The sequence below is a fragment of the Methylobacterium sp. P1-11 genome, assembly GCF_008329595.1.
Taxonomy (GTDB): domain Bacteria; phylum Pseudomonadota; class Alphaproteobacteria; order Rhizobiales; family Beijerinckiaceae; genus Methylobacterium.
On sequence record NZ_NPKS01000017.1, the window covers coordinates 1 to 18,240 of the forward strand.

Here is an 18,240-nt window from a genome sequence, read left to right on the forward strand (position 1 = left end):
CCACCTGCCGAACCGCCCGTACTTCGACACCGTCGAGATGAAGGGCGGCGGCGACGCGGTCTCGGCCGCCCGCGCCGTGCTCCAGACCGGCGAGTACGACTATGCCTGGAACATGCTGATCGAGGACGAGGTCCTGAAGCGCCTGGAGACCGGCGGCAAGGGCCGGGTCGACGTGGTCTACGGCGGCAAGCTCGAGTTCCTGCTCCTCAACGCCACCGACCCGAACGTCGAGGTCGACGGCGAGCGCGCCTCGATCACCACCAAGCACCCCGCCTTCTCCGACCCGAAGGTCGCCCAAGCGATCAACCTGCTCGTCGACCGCAAGTCGATCCAGACCTACATCTACGGCCGCACCGGCAAGGCCACCGCCAACACGGTCAACGGCCCGGAGCGCTTCGTCTCCAGGAATACGAGCTTCGCCTTCGATCCGGCACGCGCCAACGCGCTCCTCGACGAGGCCGGCTGGAAGAAGGGTCCGGATGGCATCCGCGCCAAGGACGGCAAGAAGCTCAAGCTGCTGTTCCAGACCTCGATCAACGCCCCGCGCCAGAAGACCCAGGCGATCATCAAGCAGGCCGCCGCCAAGGCCGGGATCGAGATCGAGCTGAAATCGGTGACCGGCTCGGTGTTCTTCTCATCCGACCCGGCGAATCCCGACACCTGCACGCATTTCTACGCCGACATGGAGATGTACGCCTACAGCATGACGCAGGCCGATCCGGCGATCTGGCTGCTGATGTACGCCTCCTGGGAGGTGGCCCAGAAGGCCAACAAATGGCAGGGCCGCAACGTCGTGCGCTGGCGCAACGCCGCGTATGACGCGGCCTACAACGCCGCCCAGAGCGAGCTCGACCCGGTCAAGCGGGCGGCGCTCCTGATCAAATGCAACGACCTCGCGGTCTCCGAGAACGTGGTGCCGCTCATCCACCGGGCCGAGGTCTCGGCGGTGGGCGCCGCGCTCACGGCGCCGCGCAGCGGCTGGGACAACGACCTGTCGTTCCTGCCCGACTGGTACAAGGAGGCCTGAGCGGGAGGCGGAGCGCCATGGGCGCCTACATCCTGCGACGACTGCTCATCGCGATCCCGAGCCTGCTCGGCATCAGCCTGATCCTGTTCACCGTCCTGGCGCTGGCGCCGGGCGACCCGTTCGGCGAACTCGCCAGCAATCCGAACGTGCCGCCCGAGGTCCGGGCGGCCCTGCGGGCGAAGTTCGGCCTCGATGACCCGATCTTCACCCGCTATCTCAGCTGGCTCACCGCCATGCTGCACGGCGATTGGGGCTTCTCCTTCGCCAGCCGGGTGAACGTCGATGCCCTGATCCTGCAGCGGCTGCCGACGACGCTGTTCGTCGTCGGCTCCTCCCAGGTGCTGGCGCTGCTGATCGCGATTCCGGTCGGTCTCTACGCCGCGCGCCGGCCCTACTCGCTGGCCGATCAGGTCGCCAACACCCTGGCCTTCGTGGGATTCTCGCTCCCGACCTTCTTCACCGGCCTGCTGTTCATCCTGCTGTTCTCGATCAAGCTGGGCTGGCTGCCCTTCGTCTACCAGGCCGACCTGCCCGGGACCGGGCTCGCCTGGATGTGGGCCAATATCCGGCAGGCGATCATGCCGGTGGCGGTGCTCGGCTTCTTCCAGGCCGCCTCCTACACCCGCTTCGTCCGCGCCTCCGCACTGGACGTGGCCCGGCTCGACTACGTCACCACGGCCCGCGCCAAGGGGCTGAGCGAGGGCACGGTCACCCGCCGGCACATCGCCCGCAATGCCCTGATCCCGGTGGTGACCCTGGTGGCGCTGCAGATCCCGGCGGTGTTCGGCGGCGCCATCGTCACCGAGCAGATCTTCCGGATTCCCGGCATCGGCTCGCTGCTGATCGACGCCATGCTGGCCAACGACACGCCGGTGGTGATGGCCGTGACCTTCGTGTTCGCCGGCCTCGTCATCCTGTTCAACCTCGTCGCGGACCTGCTCTATGGCTGGCTCGACCCTCGCATCGCCCTCCGATGAGGCGCCTGCCCTCGCCCGCGCGCCGGCCTCGCCGGGGCGGGAGACCTGGCGGCGCTTCCGGCGGCACCGGCTGGCGGCTGCCAGCGTCGGCGTGCTGGCGCTGCTCGTCGCCGGCGTCGTCTTCGGCGGCCTGCTCTGGCCGGTCGCCATCGACGACATCGACTTCGCGGCCCAGCTCCAGGGCCCGTCCTGGGACCATCCGTTCGGCACCGACGATCTCGGCCAGGATCTGCTCGCCCGGATGATCTACGGCGGGCGGATCTCGCTCGCCGTGGGCTTCGCCGCCATGGCGGTGGCGAGCCTGATCGGGGTTCTGGTGGGCGCGCTCGCCGGCATGTCGCGCCGCCTCCTCGACCCTGTGCTGATGTGGCTGACCGACCTGTTCCTGTCGCTGCCGCAGCTGCCGCTGCTGCTCCTCGTGATCTACCTGTTCCGCGACAGCCTGAAGGCCGTGTTCGGCACGCAGGGCGGGGTGTTCCTGATGATCGTCGCGGTGATCGGGGGCCTGCGCTGGATGCCGGTCGCCCGGCTGGTCCGGGCGCAGTTCCTGACGCTCCGCGAGAAGGAATTCGTCGAGGCGGCCCGCTCGCAGGGCGCCACGACCGGGCACCTCGTGCGCCGCCACATCCTGCCGAACGCGCTCGGGCCGGTGATCGTGGCGGCCTCCATCGAGGTCTCGGCGGCGATCATCGCGGAATCGACCTTGTCCTTCCTGGGACTCGGCTTCCCGCCCGACATCCCGACCTGGGGCCGGCTCCTGTTCGACGCCAAGGACCACCTCGACGTCGCGCCCCACTGGGCGCTGTTCCCGGGGGGAGCGATCTTCCTGACGGTGCTGTCGATCAACTTCATCGGCGACGGCCTGCGCGACGCCCTCGACCCGCGGCGGGTTCTCTAGCGATGGCAGATCCGGTGGACCCAATCCTCTCGGTCTCAGACCTCACCGTCTCCTTCCGCTCGGACGGGCGCTGGCGCGAGGTCGTGCACGGCGTCTCCTTCGACGTGGGCCCGCGCGAGACCGTGGCCCTCGTCGGCGAATCCGGCTCCGGCAAGAGCGTCAGCGCCCTGTCGATCCTGCGCCTCCTGCCGCGGGACGCGAGCCGCATCGGCGGCCGCGTGCGCTTCGAAGGCCGCGAATTGCTCGCCGCCCCCGAGGCCGAGATGCGGCGGGTGCGCGGCGATGCCATCGCCATGATCTTCCAGGAGCCGATGACCTCCCTGAACCCGGTCCTGACCATCGGCTTCCAGATCGCCGAGGCGCTGATCCGGCACCGGGGCCTGTCGCGGTCCGCCGCCGAGGCTGAGGCGCTCCGGCTCCTCGACAAGGTCCGGATCCCGGCCGCCCGGTCGCGCCTGCACGAATACCCGCACCGCTTCTCGGGCGGCATGCGCCAGCGGGTGATGATCGCCATGGCGCTCGCCTGCCGGCCGAAGCTCCTGATCGCCGATGAGCCGACCACGGCGCTGGACGTCACCATCCAGGCCCAGATTCTCGACCTCATCAAGAGCCTCCAGGACGAGGAGGGCATGTCGGTCCTGTTCATCACCCACGACATGGGCGTCGTCGCCGAGATCGCCGACCGCACCGTGGTGATGTACCGGGGCCGCGCCGTGGAGGCCGGCCCGACCGCGCGGATCTTCGACGCCCCCGCCGAGCCCTATACGCGGGCGCTCCTCGCCGCGGTCCCGCGCCTCGGGACCATGGCGGGCCGCGCCCGCCCGATGCGCTTCCCGGTGGTCGACCGGACCACTGGCCTGGCGGCGCCGACGCCCGAGACGCCCGACACCGTGAAAGCCGCCGAGCGCCCGGTTCTGGAGGTCCGCGACCTGACCACCCGGTTCGACATCCGCTCCGGATTGTTCGGCCGGGTCACCGGCCGGGTCCACGCGGTGGAGCGGGTCTCCTTCAGCCTCGCGGCCGGGGAGACCCTGGCGCTGGTGGGCGAATCCGGCTGCGGCAAGTCCACCACCGGCCGCTCGATCCTGCGCCTCGTCGCACCGCTCTCAGGCTCGGTCCTGCTCGACGGTGAGGACATCACCAGCCTCGACGCCGGTACCCTGCGCGCCCGCCGGCAGAAGATGCAGATGATCTTCCAGGATCCGTTCGCCAGCCTCGACCCGCGCATGAGCGTCGGCGCGGCTGTGGCGGAGCCGCTGCTGATCAACCGCCTCGCCACGCCCCGCGAGGCAAGGCGGCGGGCCGAGGACCTGCTGACCCGGGTCGGCCTCGGCCCAGAGACGGCCGGGCGCTTCCCGCACGAATTCTCGGGCGGCCAGCGCCAGCGCATCTGCATCGCCCGGGCGCTCGCCCTGAACCCCCGGCTGATCGTGGCCGACGAGGCGGTCTCGGCGCTCGACGTCTCGGTGAAGGCGCAGGTCGTGAATCTGATGCTCGACCTCCAGGCGGAGCTCGGCCTCGCCTACCTGTTCATCTCGCACGACATGGCGGTCGTGGAGCGGGTGAGCCACCGGGTCGCCGTGATGTATCTCGGGGAAATCGTGGAGATCGGGCCCCGGGCCGCCATCTTCGGCGACCCGCAGCATCCCTACACGAAGAAGCTGCTCGCCGCGGTGCCCGTTCCGGATCCCGCCCGGCGCGGCGAGCGGCACGCCCTGCCGGACGACGAAATCCGCAGCCCGATCCGTACCCCCGACTACCTGGCGCCGGAGCGGCTCTACCGCGAGGTCGCGCCCGGCCACGTCGTCCAGGATTGGGGGAGCGACTGGGACGCGGGCACGGTTCAGGGCGCGGCCGCCTGACCCCGACGGGGTGGAAGCCTCCCGCTCCCGCGGTGGAGCCAGCGTATAGCTTGCGAGAATGCCCGATATACGAGCAATGTTGCTCAGAAAGCGACCAGAGCCAGTAAGAAAGCTTTGATTATTCCCGCATAAATATGGGCTTACACACGCGGTGTGTTGCCGCGATGAAGCGGTCGAGAGGCTTCCTTGCGCGCAAGCGATTTCCGATCCTTCCACGAGGCGTCGAAGCGCAGCGGCGTGATCCTGTCGTTCGGCGGGGATCTGTCCGAGAACATCCTGTTCTCGCTCGGCGAAGTGCTGAAGTTGCGCATGCGGCACGAGGAGACCGATGCCGCGATCGCCAAGCGCGTGTTCTCGATCTTCGTCGAGCAGGCCCAGAACGTGATCCGCTACTCCGCCGACAAGGTCGCGCCCGCGGAGCCGCCGGGCCCGGCCCGGGTCAGCGCCGGCATGATCGCGGTCGGAACCGAGGAGGGGCGGTTCTTCGTGGTCTGCGGCAACGAGGTCGGCAAGACCGAGGTCCCGCGGCTGCGCGAGCGGCTCGACGAGATCTCCGGCCTGTCGAGCGACGAACTCAAGAAGGTCTACCGCGAGAAGCTGCGCCAGCCGCCTGACGAGGGCAGCCTGGGTGGAAGCATCGGATTGATCGAGATCGCCCGCCGGTCGAGCGCCCCTGTCGAGTACGACTTCCAGGATCTGGGCGCGGAGCGCAGCCTGTTCTGCCTCAAAGCCTTCATCTGAGGACGGCACGGACATGGAACGCATCACGCTGACCCGGACCGAGCGATCACCCGAGGTCGATTTCGACTTCGCGTCGGGGCGCCTCGTCCTGCGCGGCGAATCCTACCCGGAGGATGCCGCCGCCTTCTTCGGCCCGCTGCTGCACGCCCTGCGCGGTCATCTCGCGGAGACCCAGGCGAGCCCGATCACCTTCGATGTCGACCTCGTCTACTTCAATTCCTCGAGCGCCAAGGCGCTGATGAATCTGTTCATGCCCCTGGAGGACGCCGCCGCGGAGGGACGTCCGGTGACGATCCGCTGGATGTTCAGCGCGGACGACGACGTGATCCAGGAGGCCGGCGAGGATTTCGCGGCCGATTTCACGCATGCCCGGTTCGAGATGATCGCGGGCGTCACCGCGTGAGCGCGCATCGGGCCCCCGCCCACGACCTCCTGTCCGAGCCGGTGGACGCCTTCAGCCTGTTCGACACCGAGGAGGCCGTCCTCGGCCGGTCCGAGGTGATGCTGGCCCGGCTCGCCGAGGTCGGCGACGGGGTGCGCGAACTCGCCGGCGCCTATCGGCGCAGCTACCACGAGCAGCGCCGGCTGGTGCGGCTGAGCGACCGGATGCAGCTCGACCTGCACCGCGCCAACCAGCGGATGGCCGAGCAGCAGCGGGCCCTGCGCCACCTCAACGACGCCCTCACGGCGGAGATCGAGCACCGGACGCGCCTCGAGGCCGAACTCCGCCGCCTCGCCGACACCGACCACCTCACCGATGCCCTCTCGCGCCGTCGCTTCCTGCAGATCTGCGAGGAGGTGTGGGCCCGGACCCAGTCCGGCGACACGCCGTCCAGCGTGCTGATGCTCGACCTCGACCGCTTCAAGCTGATCAACGACCGCTACGGGCACAGCGCGGGCGACATGGTCCTCAAGGCCTTCGTCGAGACCTGCCGCGACAGCCTGCGCGCGGTCGACGTGATCGGCCGCATGGGCGGGGAGGAATTCGCGATCCTCGTCCCCGGGGCCGTGCTTCCGGAGGCGCAGGCCATCGCCGAGCAGCTCCGCCGCGCCGTGGCGCAGCGCCCGGTGCGCCTGGAGCACGGGCTGCTCCCGATCTCGGTGAGCATCGGCCTCGCGGCGTTCGGCCAGAGCGAATCGATGTCCGCGACACTGCGGCGGGCCGATGCGGCGCTCTATGCCGCCAAGCATGCGGGCCGCGACTGCGTCCGCTGCGCGGCCGAGGCCGGCGGCTGGCCGGATCTGCCCCTGCCGGGCTCATCCCTGACCTGAGGCGCCGCGCGCCCGGCCTGCGCGGTCAGACCGGTTTTCGGAGGCCTCGGTCGCCGCGAAGCCGGCGGCCGGCAGCGCTGTGACACGGAGTGACGTCTCGTGAGCGGACCTGACACGGCCATGGATGCGCCCCGCCCCGCCGGGGGCCTCAGGGGCGCCCGGCCCCTCCGCACCGGGGATGCCCTGGCGCGGCTCGGCTTCGCCGACATCGATCCCGTCCCGGCCGCCGGCGGCTCCGGGCGCGCGGGCGGCCTGCGCGGGGCCGGCCCGATCCGCCGGGGCGATCCCCTGTCGAAGCGCGGCTTCGCCGACGTGCTGGCCGCGGGCGCGCCGGCGGACGAACTGATGAAGCCCGGCGCCCTGCGCGGGGCGGCCCGGGGCCGCGACCTCGACAGCCTGTCCCACACCCTGTTCCTGCGCATCTACCCGGTGATCGGCGCCCTCCTGCTGCTGACCCAGCTCGGGATCGCCTGGGTGAACTACACCGACCAGCTCCGCCTGTATGACGACCGGGCGCATCTCCTCGCCCGGCTCACCGCCGCCGCGATCGCGCGACCGGACTGGGCGCACAGCGCGGAAGCCTATGCCGGCCCGCTCAGGGCGCTCGCGGCCGAGCCGGCCTTCCGTCACGCCGTCCTGCGCGACGCGGCGGGCCACGTCGTCGGGACGGCCGGCGCGGCGCCCACCGGACGGGGATGGTCCACCCTCTCGGCCAGCGCCGACCTCTCCGTGCCCGGCCTCGCCGGTCCCGCGGGCAGCCTGACGGTCACCGTCTCGACCCAGGACCTGCGCGACAACGCGGCGTGGCAGGTGATGCTCGCGCTGGGCGCCAGCATCGGGTTGATGATCGCCTTCGTGATCACCCTGCACGCCACCGTGCGCCGCCACGTCATGGCGCCGTTGATGCGGCTGCTGCTCGCCATGCGGGAGATCGAGCACAAGCGCTGGACGAGCGTGGAACTCGGTGGCGCCTACCGGCCCAGCAACGAGATCGACGTCATCAGCCAGGCCTTCAACCGCATGGTCGAGGGCCTGCGGAGCGGCGATGCCGCCAAGCAACTCCTCGCCGATCTGGAACGCGCCCACGACAAGCTGGAACGCGCCAACCGCCAGGTCGTCGAGAGCATCGGCTACGCGCGGCGCATCCAGGATTCGGTGCTGCCGGACCGGAACGCCCTGGCGGGGGCCGGGGTCGAGGTGGCGGTGCTGTGGGAGCCGCTCCACGTGGTCGGCGGCGACTATTTCTGGCTGGAGGAGATCGACGGCCTGTGCATCATCGCCGTGGCCGATTGCACCGGGCACGGCGTGCCCGGTGCGTTCCTGACCCTGATCGTCGCCACTGCCCTCGACCGCCTGCTGCACGAACGCGGCCTGCGCTCGCCGACCGCCATCCTGGCCGGGCTCGACGCGATGGTCCGCACGCAGCTCCGCCAGGACGGCCGCGGCGCCGAATCGGATGACGGGCTCGATTGCGGTCTCTGCGTCTGGGACCGGAAGGCCCGCACCCTGCGCTTCGCCGGCGCCGGCCTGTCCCTGACCGTGATCCGGGACGGGGTGGCCGAGCGAATCCGCGGCGGCCGCCGGGGGCTCGGCTACCCGCGCACCGGCCGGGAGGCGCTGCCGGAGGAGGTCGGCGCGGACGTCATCGTGCCGGTGGCGGGTGCCACCTTCTACCTGATGACGGACGGCATCACCGACCAGATGGGCCGCGCGGCGCCGGACCGGGCGCTGCGGCTCCTCGGCCAGCGCGGCGTGGCCGACAGCCTCCTGCGCCACGCCGACCTGCCCCTTGCCGCCCAGGCCGCCGCCCTCGAGGCCGATCTCGACGCCTATCGCGGTGCCGAGGCCCGGCGGGACGACATGACCCTGGTGGCATTCCGGCTTCCTCCGGACGGAGCGGCGACCGCCGCCTGAGGCGCCCGGTCATCCCGGCGCCGCGCCGGGGCCGACGATGCCGGCGGCGCATCGAGCGATCCAACATCGACGTCGGGCAGGCAATCCGGCCTGCGCCACTCCTGGGCCCGGGACAGCCGTCGCGGTTGCGCAGCGGGCGCCGCGAAGGAGCCGTCCGTCCGGCCGCGCGGTCCGCGGAGCCCTCCGTCGAGGCTGCTGTGCGGATTCTCAGGATGAGAGGCGTACCTCTGTCGTGCCGCGCCGGGCTCGAACAGGCGCTCCGAAGCCCCTTTCATTGGACGACCCGCCTGCGCCGCGGACACCGCCTGTACCAATGTCCGCCGCTTGGAACCGGTCACAGACGCGCGTGCGACGATGTCCGGACCCGAACAGCGGCATCGCCCACCGTTGGCCGCTGATTTCTCAAGTAAAACTGCGCCCCTGCGGCGGGGTGGCCTCCGCGATCAATTGCCGTTACGCTACGATTCTACCGATACCATTCTCTCATTTGACAATTTACAAAGAACAGATCTGGAGCGACCGGTCCATGTTGTGTGCCGAAGGAGAGGGACAGCGCGGCTTTCCGGATGGCAAAGGCGCGGGGCCCGGCGCGACGCAGCCCGTTCCGCGTCCGGAGCCGGCGGCCGAGATCGGCTCCGCGCGCCTCCTGCAGGGGCGCCGCGAGATCGTCATCCGCCACGGTGACTGCGCCTACCGCCTGCGGGTGACCGCGAGCGACAAGCTGATCCTGACCAAATGAGCGCTCCCGGCCTTCTGTCTCGCCGCGCCCTCCTGGCCGCCGCCGCGGCCGGGGCGCTCGCCCCGCGCGTTGCCGCCGCGCAGGTGGCCACCCGCATCGCCGCCCTGGGCGGTGCCGTCACCGAGATCCTCTACCGCCTCGGCGCCGGCGGCCGGATCGTGGCGGTCGACACGACCAGCCTCTACCCGCCCGAGGCGCTGCGCGAGAAGGCGAATGTCGGCTACCTGCGGGCGCTCTCGGCCGAGGGCCTTCTGGCGCAGCAGCCCGACCTGATCATCGCCGCCGAAGGGGCGGGGCCGCCCGCGGTCCTGGCGCAACTGCGCGAGGCCGGGCTGCGCGTCGAGACCGTGGCGGAGCCGCCGAGCCCCGAGGGCGTGCTGGACAAGATCGCCACGGTCGGGCGCTTGGCGGGCCTGGAGCGCGAGGCCGAGGCCCTGGAGGCCGAGGTCCGCGCCCGTTTCACCGACCTCGCGGCGCGGCGCGCGCGGATCGCCCGGGCGGCCCGGGCCCTCGTCGTCCTCTCGATCCAGGGCGGCCGGACCGTCGTCGGCGGTGCCGGCTCCTCGGCGGACGGCATCCTGACCCTGGCGGGCATCGCCAACGCGGCCGCGGGCCTGGAGGGCTTCAAGCCGATGACCGACGAGGCGATCGTCGCCGCGGCCCCCGACGCGGTGGTGATGATGCAGAACGGCCCCGAGCCGCCGAAGCGCGAGAGCATCTTCGCCCCCGGCACGGCCCTCGCCCAGACGCCGGCGGCGGCGCAGGGCCGGCTGGTGGCCATGGACGGCCTCTACCTCCTGGGCTTCGGGCCGCGCACGCCCGAGGCCGCCACCGACCTGATGCGGGCACTCTATCCGGACCTGCCGCGTGACTGAGCCGCGCGGCGGAGGGCGGGGCGCGTGAGCCGCCGGTCCGCGGCGCCCTGGGTGCTGGGGATCCTGGCGGCCCTGGTGCTTGCCGCCGCCCTGCTCTCCGTGAGCCTCGGGGCGATCCGCATCCCGCTGGAGCGGGTCGTCGCGGTCCTGGCCGGGGAGGGGAGCGATCCGGCCCGCGCCCGGGACGCGCTCGTGATCCTGTCGATCCGCCTGCCCCGCACCCTGCTGGGGCTGCTGGTCGGGGCCGGGCTGGCGGTCTCGGGGGCGCTGATGCAGGGACTGTTCCGCAACCCCCTGGCTGATCCGGCGCTGGTCGGGGTGTCGTCGGGGGCGGGGCTCGCCGCCGCGCTCATCATCGTGCTCGGCGACCGGATCCTCGCCCGGCTGGGGCTTCCCGGGCCGCTGCCCTACGCCGTGCTGCCGGCCGGCGCCTTCCTCGGCGGCCTGTGCGCGACCCTCATCCTCTACGCCCTCGCCACCCGGTCCGGGCGCACCGCGGTGGCGACGCTGCTGCTCGCCGGGATCGCCCTCGGGGCGCTGAGCGGCGCGCTCACCGGCCTCCTGACCTTCGTCAGCGACGACCGGCAATTGCGCGACCTCGCCTTCTGGTCCCTCGGCAGCCTCGGAGGCGCCACCTGGGCCAAGGTCGGGGCCTCGGCGCCGCTGATCCTGCCCGTGCTGGCCGCGATCCCGTTCCTCGGACGCGGCCTGAACGCCCTGGTCCTGGGAGAGGCCGAGGCGTTCCATCTCGGCGTCCCGGTGGAGCGGCTGAAGCGCGCCTGCATCGTGCTGGTGGCGGTGGCGGTCGGCGCCAGCGTGGCGGCGGCCGGGGTCATCGGCTTCGTCGGCCTCGTGGTGCCGCACGCCCTGCGGCTGCTGATCGGCCCGGGGCACCGGTTGCTGCTGCCGGCCTCGGCGCTTCTCGGCGGCGCCTTCCTCGTCCTCGCCGACGTGGTGGCGCGCCTCGTCGCCGCGCCCGCCGAACTGCCGATCGGCATCGTCACGGCGCTCGTCGGCGCGCCGGTCTTCCTGTGGCTGCTCCTCGACCGGGTGCGGCCGGACGAGGTCTGACGATGTCCGATCCGGCCCTGCTCGCCGCCCGCGACCTGACCGTCACGGTGGCGGGGCGCGACCTCGTGCGCGACGTTTCCCTGGCGGTGGAGGGAGGCACCCTGCAGGTGATCGTCGGCCCGAACGGGGCCGGCAAGTCGACCCTCGTCCGCCTGCTCAGCGGCGCCCTGCGCCCGACCCGGGGCACAGTCGCCTATGCGGGGGAGCCGGTGGAAACAATCCCGCCCTGGCGGCTCGCCGCGACGCGGGCGGTGCTGCCGCAGGCGGCGCGCCTCGCCTTCCCGTTCGCGGCGGAAGAGGTCGCCCGGATCGGCCTCGACGGCATCGGCCGGGGCCTCGGGGCCCGCGACCGGGCGGCGATCCTGGCGCGGGCCCTCGCGCGGGCGGACGTGGCGCATCTCGCCGACCGGGCCTACCCGACTCTCTCGGGCGGCGAGCAGGCGCGGGTGCAGTTCGCCCGCGTGCTCTGCCAGCTGGAGGCCGGTCGCACGGTCGCGGACCGGCAGGTGCTGTTCCTCGACGAGCCGACCGCGAGCCTCGATCTCCGGCACCAGGGCGCGCTGCTCGACGCCGCCGCCGGGCTGGCGGCGACCGGGGTCGCCGTGGTGGCGATCCTCCACGACCTCAACCTCGCGGCCGCCTATGCCGACCGGCTGCTGGTCCTCGACGGTGGCCGGCTGGCCGCAAGCGGCCGGCCGGTCGAGGTCCTGACGGACGACCTGATCGCGCGGGTCTTCGGCGTCCGCTGGCCGGTCGGGCGGGTGCCCGCGGGCGGCCAGCCCTTCCTCCTGCCGCACCGGGATGCGGCCGGTCGCGCACCGGACTGATCGGACTTCGCAGGTTCCGGAGAGCGTCCGGCCCGCGCGGCGACGCCCTGCGCGGCACGCGGGCCAGCAATCTTGGAAACGCGTGTTGCGTATCTCTGTCGCGATCGGTGAGAAAAGCTTCAGCAAGCCAGCCCTCCGCCAGCCAGCTCTCGGAAACGACTGTGCGCGGGCGGATGACATCATGGCTTATGCTTTCCATCGGGCGCTCGCCGCCCTCGGCGTCGCGCTGGCGACCCTGCCGGTCGCCCGGGCGGAGGAGGCCGGCCCGGCCGCGCGCGTCGAGCCCGAGACCGGCCTCGACACCCTGTCGGTCACCGCGACGAAGACCGCCGTCCCGGCCGTCGACGCCCTGGCGGGCACGAGCGTGGTCCCGCGGGCCGCGCTCGACCGTCTCCAGCCCGGGCGCCTGTCCGAGGTGCTGCGCGACGTGCCCGGCGTGACCACCCAGGAGAACCGGAACGATCCGGCGCAGGCGATCAACATCCGCGGCCTGCAGGATTTCGGCCGGGTGAACGTCCTGGTCGACGGCGCCCGGCAGGATTTCCAGGTCTCGGGCCACGGCGCCAACGGCGTGTTCTACCTCGATCCAGAGCTCGTCGGCGGCGTCGACATCACCCGCGGGTCGACGGCGACGGTCTACGGTTCCGGCGCCATCGGGGGCGTGGCAGCGTTCCGCACCCGGTCGATCGACGACATCCTGGCCCCCGACGAGAAAGCCGGCTTCGTGCAGAAGCAGGGCTTCGGCACGAACGGCCAGCGCTTCGTGAACAGCTCGGCGCTCGGCGCCCGCATCGGCACCGCCGCGGACCTGTTCGGGCAATTCGTCTTCCGAGACACCGCGCCCTATCGCGACGGTGCCGGCCTCCCGGTGCCCGACACCGGCAGCGACCTGAACGCCGGACTCGCCAAGCTCACCCTGCATCCGGCGGACGGGCACGCGCTCCACGCCACGGCGCTCCTGCAGCGATTCGACTTCGTCAACGGCGGCGAGACCGGCGCCGGAGCCCGCTTCGCCAACGCCGTGCAGGCCGACACCGTGACCTTCGGCTACCGGTTCGCCCGGCCGGACGTGCCGCTCATCGACTTCAGCCTCGACGGCTACGCGACCACGACGCGCGACGCGCTGACCTTCCTGCAGGATTCGCCCCGGGGCCTCTACGGCCGGCTCGGCACCCGGGCGGGCGATCGCCTGACCTACGATCTCGCGACCGCGGGCTTCGACGCCCACAACACCGCCCGGTTCGGGACCGGGCCGGTCGCGCACGCGCTCACGCTCGGCGGCGACGGCGTGGCGAACCGCGTCCGGACCACCGATCAGGCCGGCGGCTTCGGCGCGGCCTTCACGCCGTCGGGGCGGCGGGCACTCGCCGGCGCTTTCCTCCAGGACGAGATCCGCGCCGCGCCGTGGCTGCGCATCGTCGGCGCGCTCCGGCACGACAGCTACCGGCTCGACGGCGGGGCCTATCGGTCGAGTGGCGCACGGGTCTCGCCGAAGATCACGGTCGGCGTCGCGCCGCTCGGCGGCCTCGAAATCTACGGGACCTACGCCGAGGGCTACCGCGCCCCGACGATCACCGAGACGCTGGTGCAGGGCGTCCACCCGTTCCCGGCCTTCACGATCCTGCCGGATCCGGCCCTGCGGCCGGAGGTGGCCCGCACCGTGGAGGGCGGCGTCAACCTGCGTGCCGACGGGGTGCTGGAGCCGGAGGACGCGCTGCGGGCCAAGCTCGCGCTGTTCGACACGGCGGTCGACGGCTTCATCGACATGCAGGCCGTCGGGCCGACCTACTACGTCCCGGCGATCCCCGGCCTCCCGGCCGCGGTCTGCGCCGCCCGCCCCGGCCGCTTCCCCTGCGTGATCCCGGTCCGGTCCTACCAGTACCGCAACGTCGCACGGGCCGACCTGTCGGGCGTGGAGCTGGAGGGGACCTACGATTGGGGCCGGGGCTTCGTGTCGCTCGCCGCCACCCATGTCGACGGCCGCGACCGCGCCAGCCGCGCGAGCCTGCTCACGGTGCCGCCGGACCGGATCGGCACGACGCTGGGCCTGCGCTTCCTCGCCGACCGGCTCGTCCTGGGCACGCGCCTGACCCTGGTGGAGACCCGCACCGACTTGCCGGCGGGCGCCCGGAGCCGGGCCACCAAGGCCTACGGGCTGGTGGACCTCTTCGCCACCTGCGCGGTCACCGACCGGATCACCGCGGATGTCGTCGTCCAGAACGCCCTGGACCGGCGCTACCGCGCGTATAGCGACGCGCTGGCGAGCCCGGGCCTCGTGGCCAAGGCGGCGCTCAGCATCGCGTTCGCGACCCGGTAGGCGCGGCTACCGGTAGCGCGACGGGTGGTATTCCCGATAGCTCAGGCCGATCACGGATGCGAGCAGGCCGGCCCCCCGGCACAGCGTGTAGCCGCCGCCGATCAGGGCCGCGGGCCTGAGGGACAGGCCGGCGATTCCGAGCCGGAGCAGGCCGCCGCCGAGGCGCGCGAGGCCGCGGCCGGCATTGGCGAGGCGGCCGCTCACCGTCTCCGGGCGGACCCGGCCGAGATAGGCCTCGACGCTGCCGCTGCGGTACCAGCGGGCCAGCAGCCAGCGCACCCGCATCCGGTGCGTCGGGATGCTGTCGTAGACCAGGGCCGTCTCGGCCCAGGCAATCCGGTGCCCGGCGAGCAGCAGGGACCGGAAGAAGAACGTGTCCTCGCCGCCCAGGGTGTTGAAGCGCATGTCGAAGGACAGGCCCAGCGCCCGGATCACCCGCAGGTCGAGGAGCGCGTTGGCGGTGTAGCCGTCCTGCACGAAGCCGTCGCGGACCGGCAGGCGCTTGGCGAAGAAGCCTCCGGCGGCCGCCCAGGCGGGCGGCACCCGGTCGAAGAACGGCACGACCGGCCCGATGCAGGCCGGGGCCCCCGAGGCGAGGGCGGTCTCGAGCAGGTTGTGGAGCCAGTCCCGGTCGGGGAACTCGTCGTCGTCGATCAGCGCGACCCAGTCGGCGCCGGCCGCGGCGGCCTCCGCGAGGCTTCGGTTGCGGACCGCGGCGAGGCCGCGGGTCTCCTCCCGCGCGTAGGTGACGGGGAAGCGCCCGGTTGCCCGGTAGGCCTCCACCACCGGCACGGCGGCGCGGCTGCGCCCGTTATCGATGATCAGGATGCGCAGGGCGGTCTCGGCGAGGCTGCCGAGCCGCTGCTGGTCCAGGGCCTTGAGCAGGCGCGCCAGCCCGACGGGCCGCTCGCAGGTGCAGATGCAGATGCACAGGCGCATCGTCTTACCTCTGTCCGATCGGGAGGGCGTGTAGCCTCGGCCGCAGGCGCTTGCCCGCCGCCGCCAGCAGCGTCGCGGCCAGGTGCCGCCAGATCCGGGGATGCCGGAGCGCCAGCGCCGCGCCTTCGCGCCACCGGCCGGCCTGGGCCGCCTCGATGACCCGGGCGATCACCTGCGTCATCGCGAGGTCGTCGCGGTAGGCGCGGCTGCCGTGGCGGATCTCGGCGGATTGCGCCCGGGCCGCCGCGAGGCGGCCGTGCTCGGCCCGGGCCGCGAAGGCCGCATCCAGGCGCGCGATATCGGCCTGGCGCAGCCGGTGCGACAGGGAGGTCGGTCCGCGCCGATAGCCGTAGCCCGCATAGCTGGTGACCACGAAGCGCGCTCCCGCCGCGAGGGCCTCCAGGCACAGCAGGAAATCCTCGCCGATCCGGACGCCCTCGTCGTACCGGATCCCGTGCCGGCGCAGCGTCTCGGCGCGCATCACGGGCTTGAGGTAGCCGAGCTTGGTCACGGGGCTGAGCAGCTGGTTGCAGGCGATGTACTTGGCGAGGTCGATCTCGAACAGGTACGGCTCCCGGCCGCCCTCCAGCATGCCCGGGCTCTGCGGATCGAACAGGTCGGTGAACGGGATCGGGTTGTCGGCGACGATGTCGGCATCCGCCGCCAGGGCGAGGTCGAGCAGGGTCCGGGTGCGGTCGGGCAGGATCAGGTCGTCGGCGTCGAGGATCGCGATCCACCGGCCCCGGGCCGCGTCCAGGGCTGCGTTCCGGGCGCTCGACGGCCCCCGGGGCGCGCCCGTTCCGGCTCCGGCGAGGGGGATCACGCGGACGCGCGGATCGGCCTCCGCCAAGCGCGCCAGCACGGTCGCGGTTCCGTCCCGCGAGCCGTCATCGACCGCCACGACCTCCACGGCGACGCCGGTCTGGGCGAGGGCGGAGCGGATGGCCGTCTCGATCCAGGGCGCCGCATTGTGCGCGGCCATGATGAACGAGACGTCCACGAACGTGCCCCGAGCATCGGACAAGAGGTGATCCGCCATCGTGCTTCCTGAGCCGCCGGGCGCGGCCTTCCCCGGCCGCCCTCGACATTGGCCGGTAGCGGTCGGCATGCACGACGCTCAAAGGGCGTAGGGCGGCGGCCATCCCCTCCCATTGCGGGGGATGGCCCCGACGGCCGGCAGCGGTCACTCCGTGTCGGAGGCCGTGTCGCTGCCGGGACGGGCATTCCGGACGGCGAGGCCCTTCGCCAGGACCGACCGGACATGGGCACGCAATTTCTGTCTTCTCTCCTCCGCAGCGGGAGAGGTGTTCTCGAGGCTCGGATCGCCGCAGGCTGTCATGTCGAACGCCCCCGAGGCCCGTTACCGCGCGTCGCCGTTGCCGACGCGGCCGGAAGGGTGATCGTCGATACCTATAATGGATTATTTGGCTGGAATCTCGGCATTATTGCAACGCCACGAGCGAAAGCAGTTTTGGTGTTTATTAAGGTTTATGTCTCCTACTGAGCGTCGTTGGATGGTGGTAGACTACGTAGGTAGTATCCGAGGGCCCTCCCGAGGGCAGCATTCAGGGAGGAGATGAGTGCCCAGTCGCTTCTATTTCGATATCGAGAACGGCAAGGAAACGATCCGCGACGCGCAGGGCGTGGAAGCCGAAGACCTGGCCGAGGCGCTGGCGGAAGCCCGCAGCGTGATCGACGAAATGGCAGGTGAACCGGGTGCCGCTGGCCTGTCCGGCGCGTGGACGCTCGTCGTGCGCGACGCCACCGGAGCGGTGGTCGGGCGATTGCCGATCAAGGGTTGAAGCGCATTCCCACGCCTTCGATGCCGGGCCGCTGCATGGCGTGAAACCGGACGGACAGATTTTCGGCAGACGACCGGAATCGCCCCATCGAAATCTGTCCGAGCCTTCCTCCCTGCGCGTGCTGCAAGTGGGTGAACACGCCCAGGGACAGCAGCCGAGGGTCAGCGAATGCCGCCGCTGGCGGTAATCACCTCGCCGGTCAGCCAGCGGGCCTCGTCGGACGCGAGGAAAGCGACGACTCCGGCGATGTCATCCGGCTGGCCGGCACGCCCGAGGGGCGTCTGTGCGACGAGGCCGGCCTCCATGTCGGAGCCGACGACGCCGGCCGCGTGCGTCCCCTCGGTCACCACGAAGCCCGGGCTGACGACATTGACCCGGATCCTGCGCGGCGCCAGCTCGTTCGCAAGGACACCCGAAATGGCATTCAGCGCTCCCTTGGTCCCTGCATAGACGGCTGCGGTCGGCGTGTGCACATGGGTGATGGCCGACGAGATATTGATGATGCTTCCGGCCTCGCCGAGATGCTTCGCAGCCGCCTGCGTCGCCAGCAGGACACCCAGGACATTGACGTCGAAAAGCCGGCGGTAATGCTGCTCGGTGATCTCTTCGATCGACGCGAATTCATAGATGCCGGAATTGTTGACCAGCACATCGAGCCGGCCGAACTGCTTCACCGCCGCCTCGATCAAGTCCTGCGCCTGCTCGGCTTTGGAAACGTCGGCCTGGACCGCGATGGCCTTGCCACCGGCCGCGATGATGGCCTCGACCACCGCGTCGGCGCCAGCCTTGCTGGACACGTAATTGACCACGACCGCCGCGCCATTCGCCGCCAGCGACTTGGCAATTCCGGCGCCGATACCCTTCGATGCGCCGGTCACCACAGCAACCTTGCCGTCGAGCTTTGACATGTGTGCTAACTCTCAGAAGGGACCGGCCCCGGGATGGCGGCCTTAGTCCCATAGTTCGGAAATTCGGAACT

Annotated in this window: 18 protein-coding genes; 15 read left to right on the plus strand and 3 right to left on the minus strand. The window is 71.7% G+C overall.

Annotation, left to right across the window (positions count from 1 at the left end; translation table 11 throughout):
* The 13 genes from CIW48_RS17850 to CIW48_RS17910 all read left to right on the plus strand — a co-directional run.
* A partial coding sequence (locus tag CIW48_RS17850; protein WP_246695302.1) for an ABC transporter substrate-binding protein occupies positions 1-1,027 on the plus strand: 1,027 nt, incomplete at its 5' end.
* Between the two features lie 17 nt (positions 1,028-1,044).
* On the plus strand, positions 1,045-2,004 hold the full coding sequence (locus tag CIW48_RS17855) for an ABC transporter permease (protein WP_149311970.1): 960 nt from the start codon (positions 1,045-1,047) through the stop codon (positions 2,002-2,004).
* Entirely contained in the window at positions 1,970-2,902 is a 933-nt protein-coding gene (locus tag CIW48_RS17860; protein ID WP_149311971.1) for an ABC transporter permease, read from the plus strand. The genes CIW48_RS17855 and CIW48_RS17860 overlap by 35 nt, the downstream gene beginning before the upstream one ends.
* Before the next feature lie 2 nt (positions 2,903-2,904).
* Positions 2,905-4,764: an ABC transporter ATP-binding protein gene (locus CIW48_RS17865; protein WP_149311972.1), complete on the plus strand. Its 1,860-nt coding sequence runs from the start codon at positions 2,905-2,907 to the stop codon at positions 4,762-4,764.
* 186 nt (positions 4,765-4,950) lie between these two features.
* Positions 4,951-5,505, plus strand: a complete 555-nt coding sequence (locus CIW48_RS17870) for a SiaB family protein kinase (protein ID WP_091784209.1) — start codon at positions 4,951-4,953, stop codon at positions 5,503-5,505.
* Between the two features lie 13 nt (positions 5,506-5,518).
* A complete protein-coding gene (locus tag CIW48_RS17875; protein WP_149311973.1) occupies positions 5,519-5,908 on the plus strand; it encodes a DUF1987 domain-containing protein in 390 nt (129 codons plus the stop codon).
* Positions 5,905-6,777 (plus strand): GGDEF domain-containing protein, encoded by an 873-nt coding sequence (locus CIW48_RS17880; protein WP_149311974.1) that lies wholly within the window; start codon positions 5,905-5,907, stop codon positions 6,775-6,777. The genes CIW48_RS17875 and CIW48_RS17880 overlap by 4 nt, the downstream gene beginning before the upstream one ends.
* A gap of 99 nt (positions 6,778-6,876) precedes the next feature.
* On the plus strand, positions 6,877-8,691 hold the full coding sequence (locus CIW48_RS17885) for a SpoIIE family protein phosphatase (protein ID WP_149311975.1): 1,815 nt from the start codon (positions 6,877-6,879) through the stop codon (positions 8,689-8,691).
* Positions 8,692-9,217: 526 nt separating this feature from the next.
* On the plus strand, positions 9,218-9,430 hold the full coding sequence (locus CIW48_RS17890) for a hemin uptake protein HemP (protein ID WP_149311976.1): 213 nt from the start codon (positions 9,218-9,220) through the stop codon (positions 9,428-9,430).
* Entirely contained in the window at positions 9,427-10,305 is an 879-nt protein-coding gene (locus CIW48_RS17895; RefSeq protein ID WP_149311977.1) for an ABC transporter substrate-binding protein, read from the plus strand. Before CIW48_RS17890 ends, CIW48_RS17895 begins: the two co-directional genes overlap by 4 nt.
* Before the next feature lie 24 nt (positions 10,306-10,329).
* Complete coding sequence (locus CIW48_RS17900) at positions 10,330-11,376, plus strand: iron chelate uptake ABC transporter family permease subunit (protein WP_149311978.1); 1,047 nt, start codon at positions 10,330-10,332, stop codon at positions 11,374-11,376.
* Positions 11,377-11,378: 2 nt separating this feature from the next.
* Positions 11,379-12,203, plus strand: a complete 825-nt coding sequence (locus CIW48_RS17905; RefSeq protein WP_149311979.1) for a heme ABC transporter ATP-binding protein — start codon at positions 11,379-11,381, stop codon at positions 12,201-12,203.
* 181 nt (positions 12,204-12,384) lie between these two features.
* A complete protein-coding gene (locus tag CIW48_RS17910; protein ID WP_173009301.1) occupies positions 12,385-14,520 on the plus strand; it encodes a TonB-dependent hemoglobin/transferrin/lactoferrin family receptor in 2,136 nt (711 codons plus the stop codon).
* A gap of 6 nt (positions 14,521-14,526) precedes the next feature.
* Here the strand turns inward: CIW48_RS17910 and CIW48_RS17915 are convergent, their stop codons facing one another.
* Both CIW48_RS17915 and CIW48_RS17920 read right to left on the minus strand, forming a co-directional pair.
* Complete coding sequence (locus CIW48_RS17915) at positions 14,527-15,459, minus strand: glycosyltransferase family 2 protein (protein WP_149311981.1); 933 nt, start codon at positions 15,457-15,459, stop codon at positions 14,527-14,529.
* A gap of 4 nt (positions 15,460-15,463) precedes the next feature.
* Complete coding sequence (locus tag CIW48_RS17920) at positions 15,464-16,498, minus strand: glycosyltransferase family 2 protein (protein WP_149311982.1); 1,035 nt, start codon at positions 16,496-16,498, stop codon at positions 15,464-15,466.
* 222 nt (positions 16,499-16,720) lie between these two features.
* Here CIW48_RS17920 and CIW48_RS17925 point away from each other — a divergent pair, with 222 nt between their 5' ends.
* Together CIW48_RS17925 and CIW48_RS17930 are read left to right on the plus strand one after the other, a co-directional pair.
* Entirely contained in the window at positions 16,721-16,963 is a 243-nt protein-coding gene (locus tag CIW48_RS17925) for a hypothetical protein (RefSeq protein ID WP_149311983.1), read from the plus strand.
* A gap of 76 nt (positions 16,964-17,039) precedes the next feature.
* Positions 17,040-17,261 (plus strand): hypothetical protein, encoded by a 222-nt coding sequence (locus CIW48_RS17930; protein WP_091784234.1) that lies wholly within the window; start codon positions 17,040-17,042, stop codon positions 17,259-17,261.
* 161 nt (positions 17,262-17,422) lie between these two features.
* Here CIW48_RS17930 and CIW48_RS17935 read toward each other — a convergent pair whose 3' ends face one another.
* Positions 17,423-18,169: a glucose 1-dehydrogenase gene (locus CIW48_RS17935; RefSeq protein WP_149311984.1), complete on the minus strand. Its 747-nt coding sequence runs from the start codon at positions 18,167-18,169 to the stop codon at positions 17,423-17,425.
* Positions 18,170-18,240: the final 71 nt, after the last annotated feature.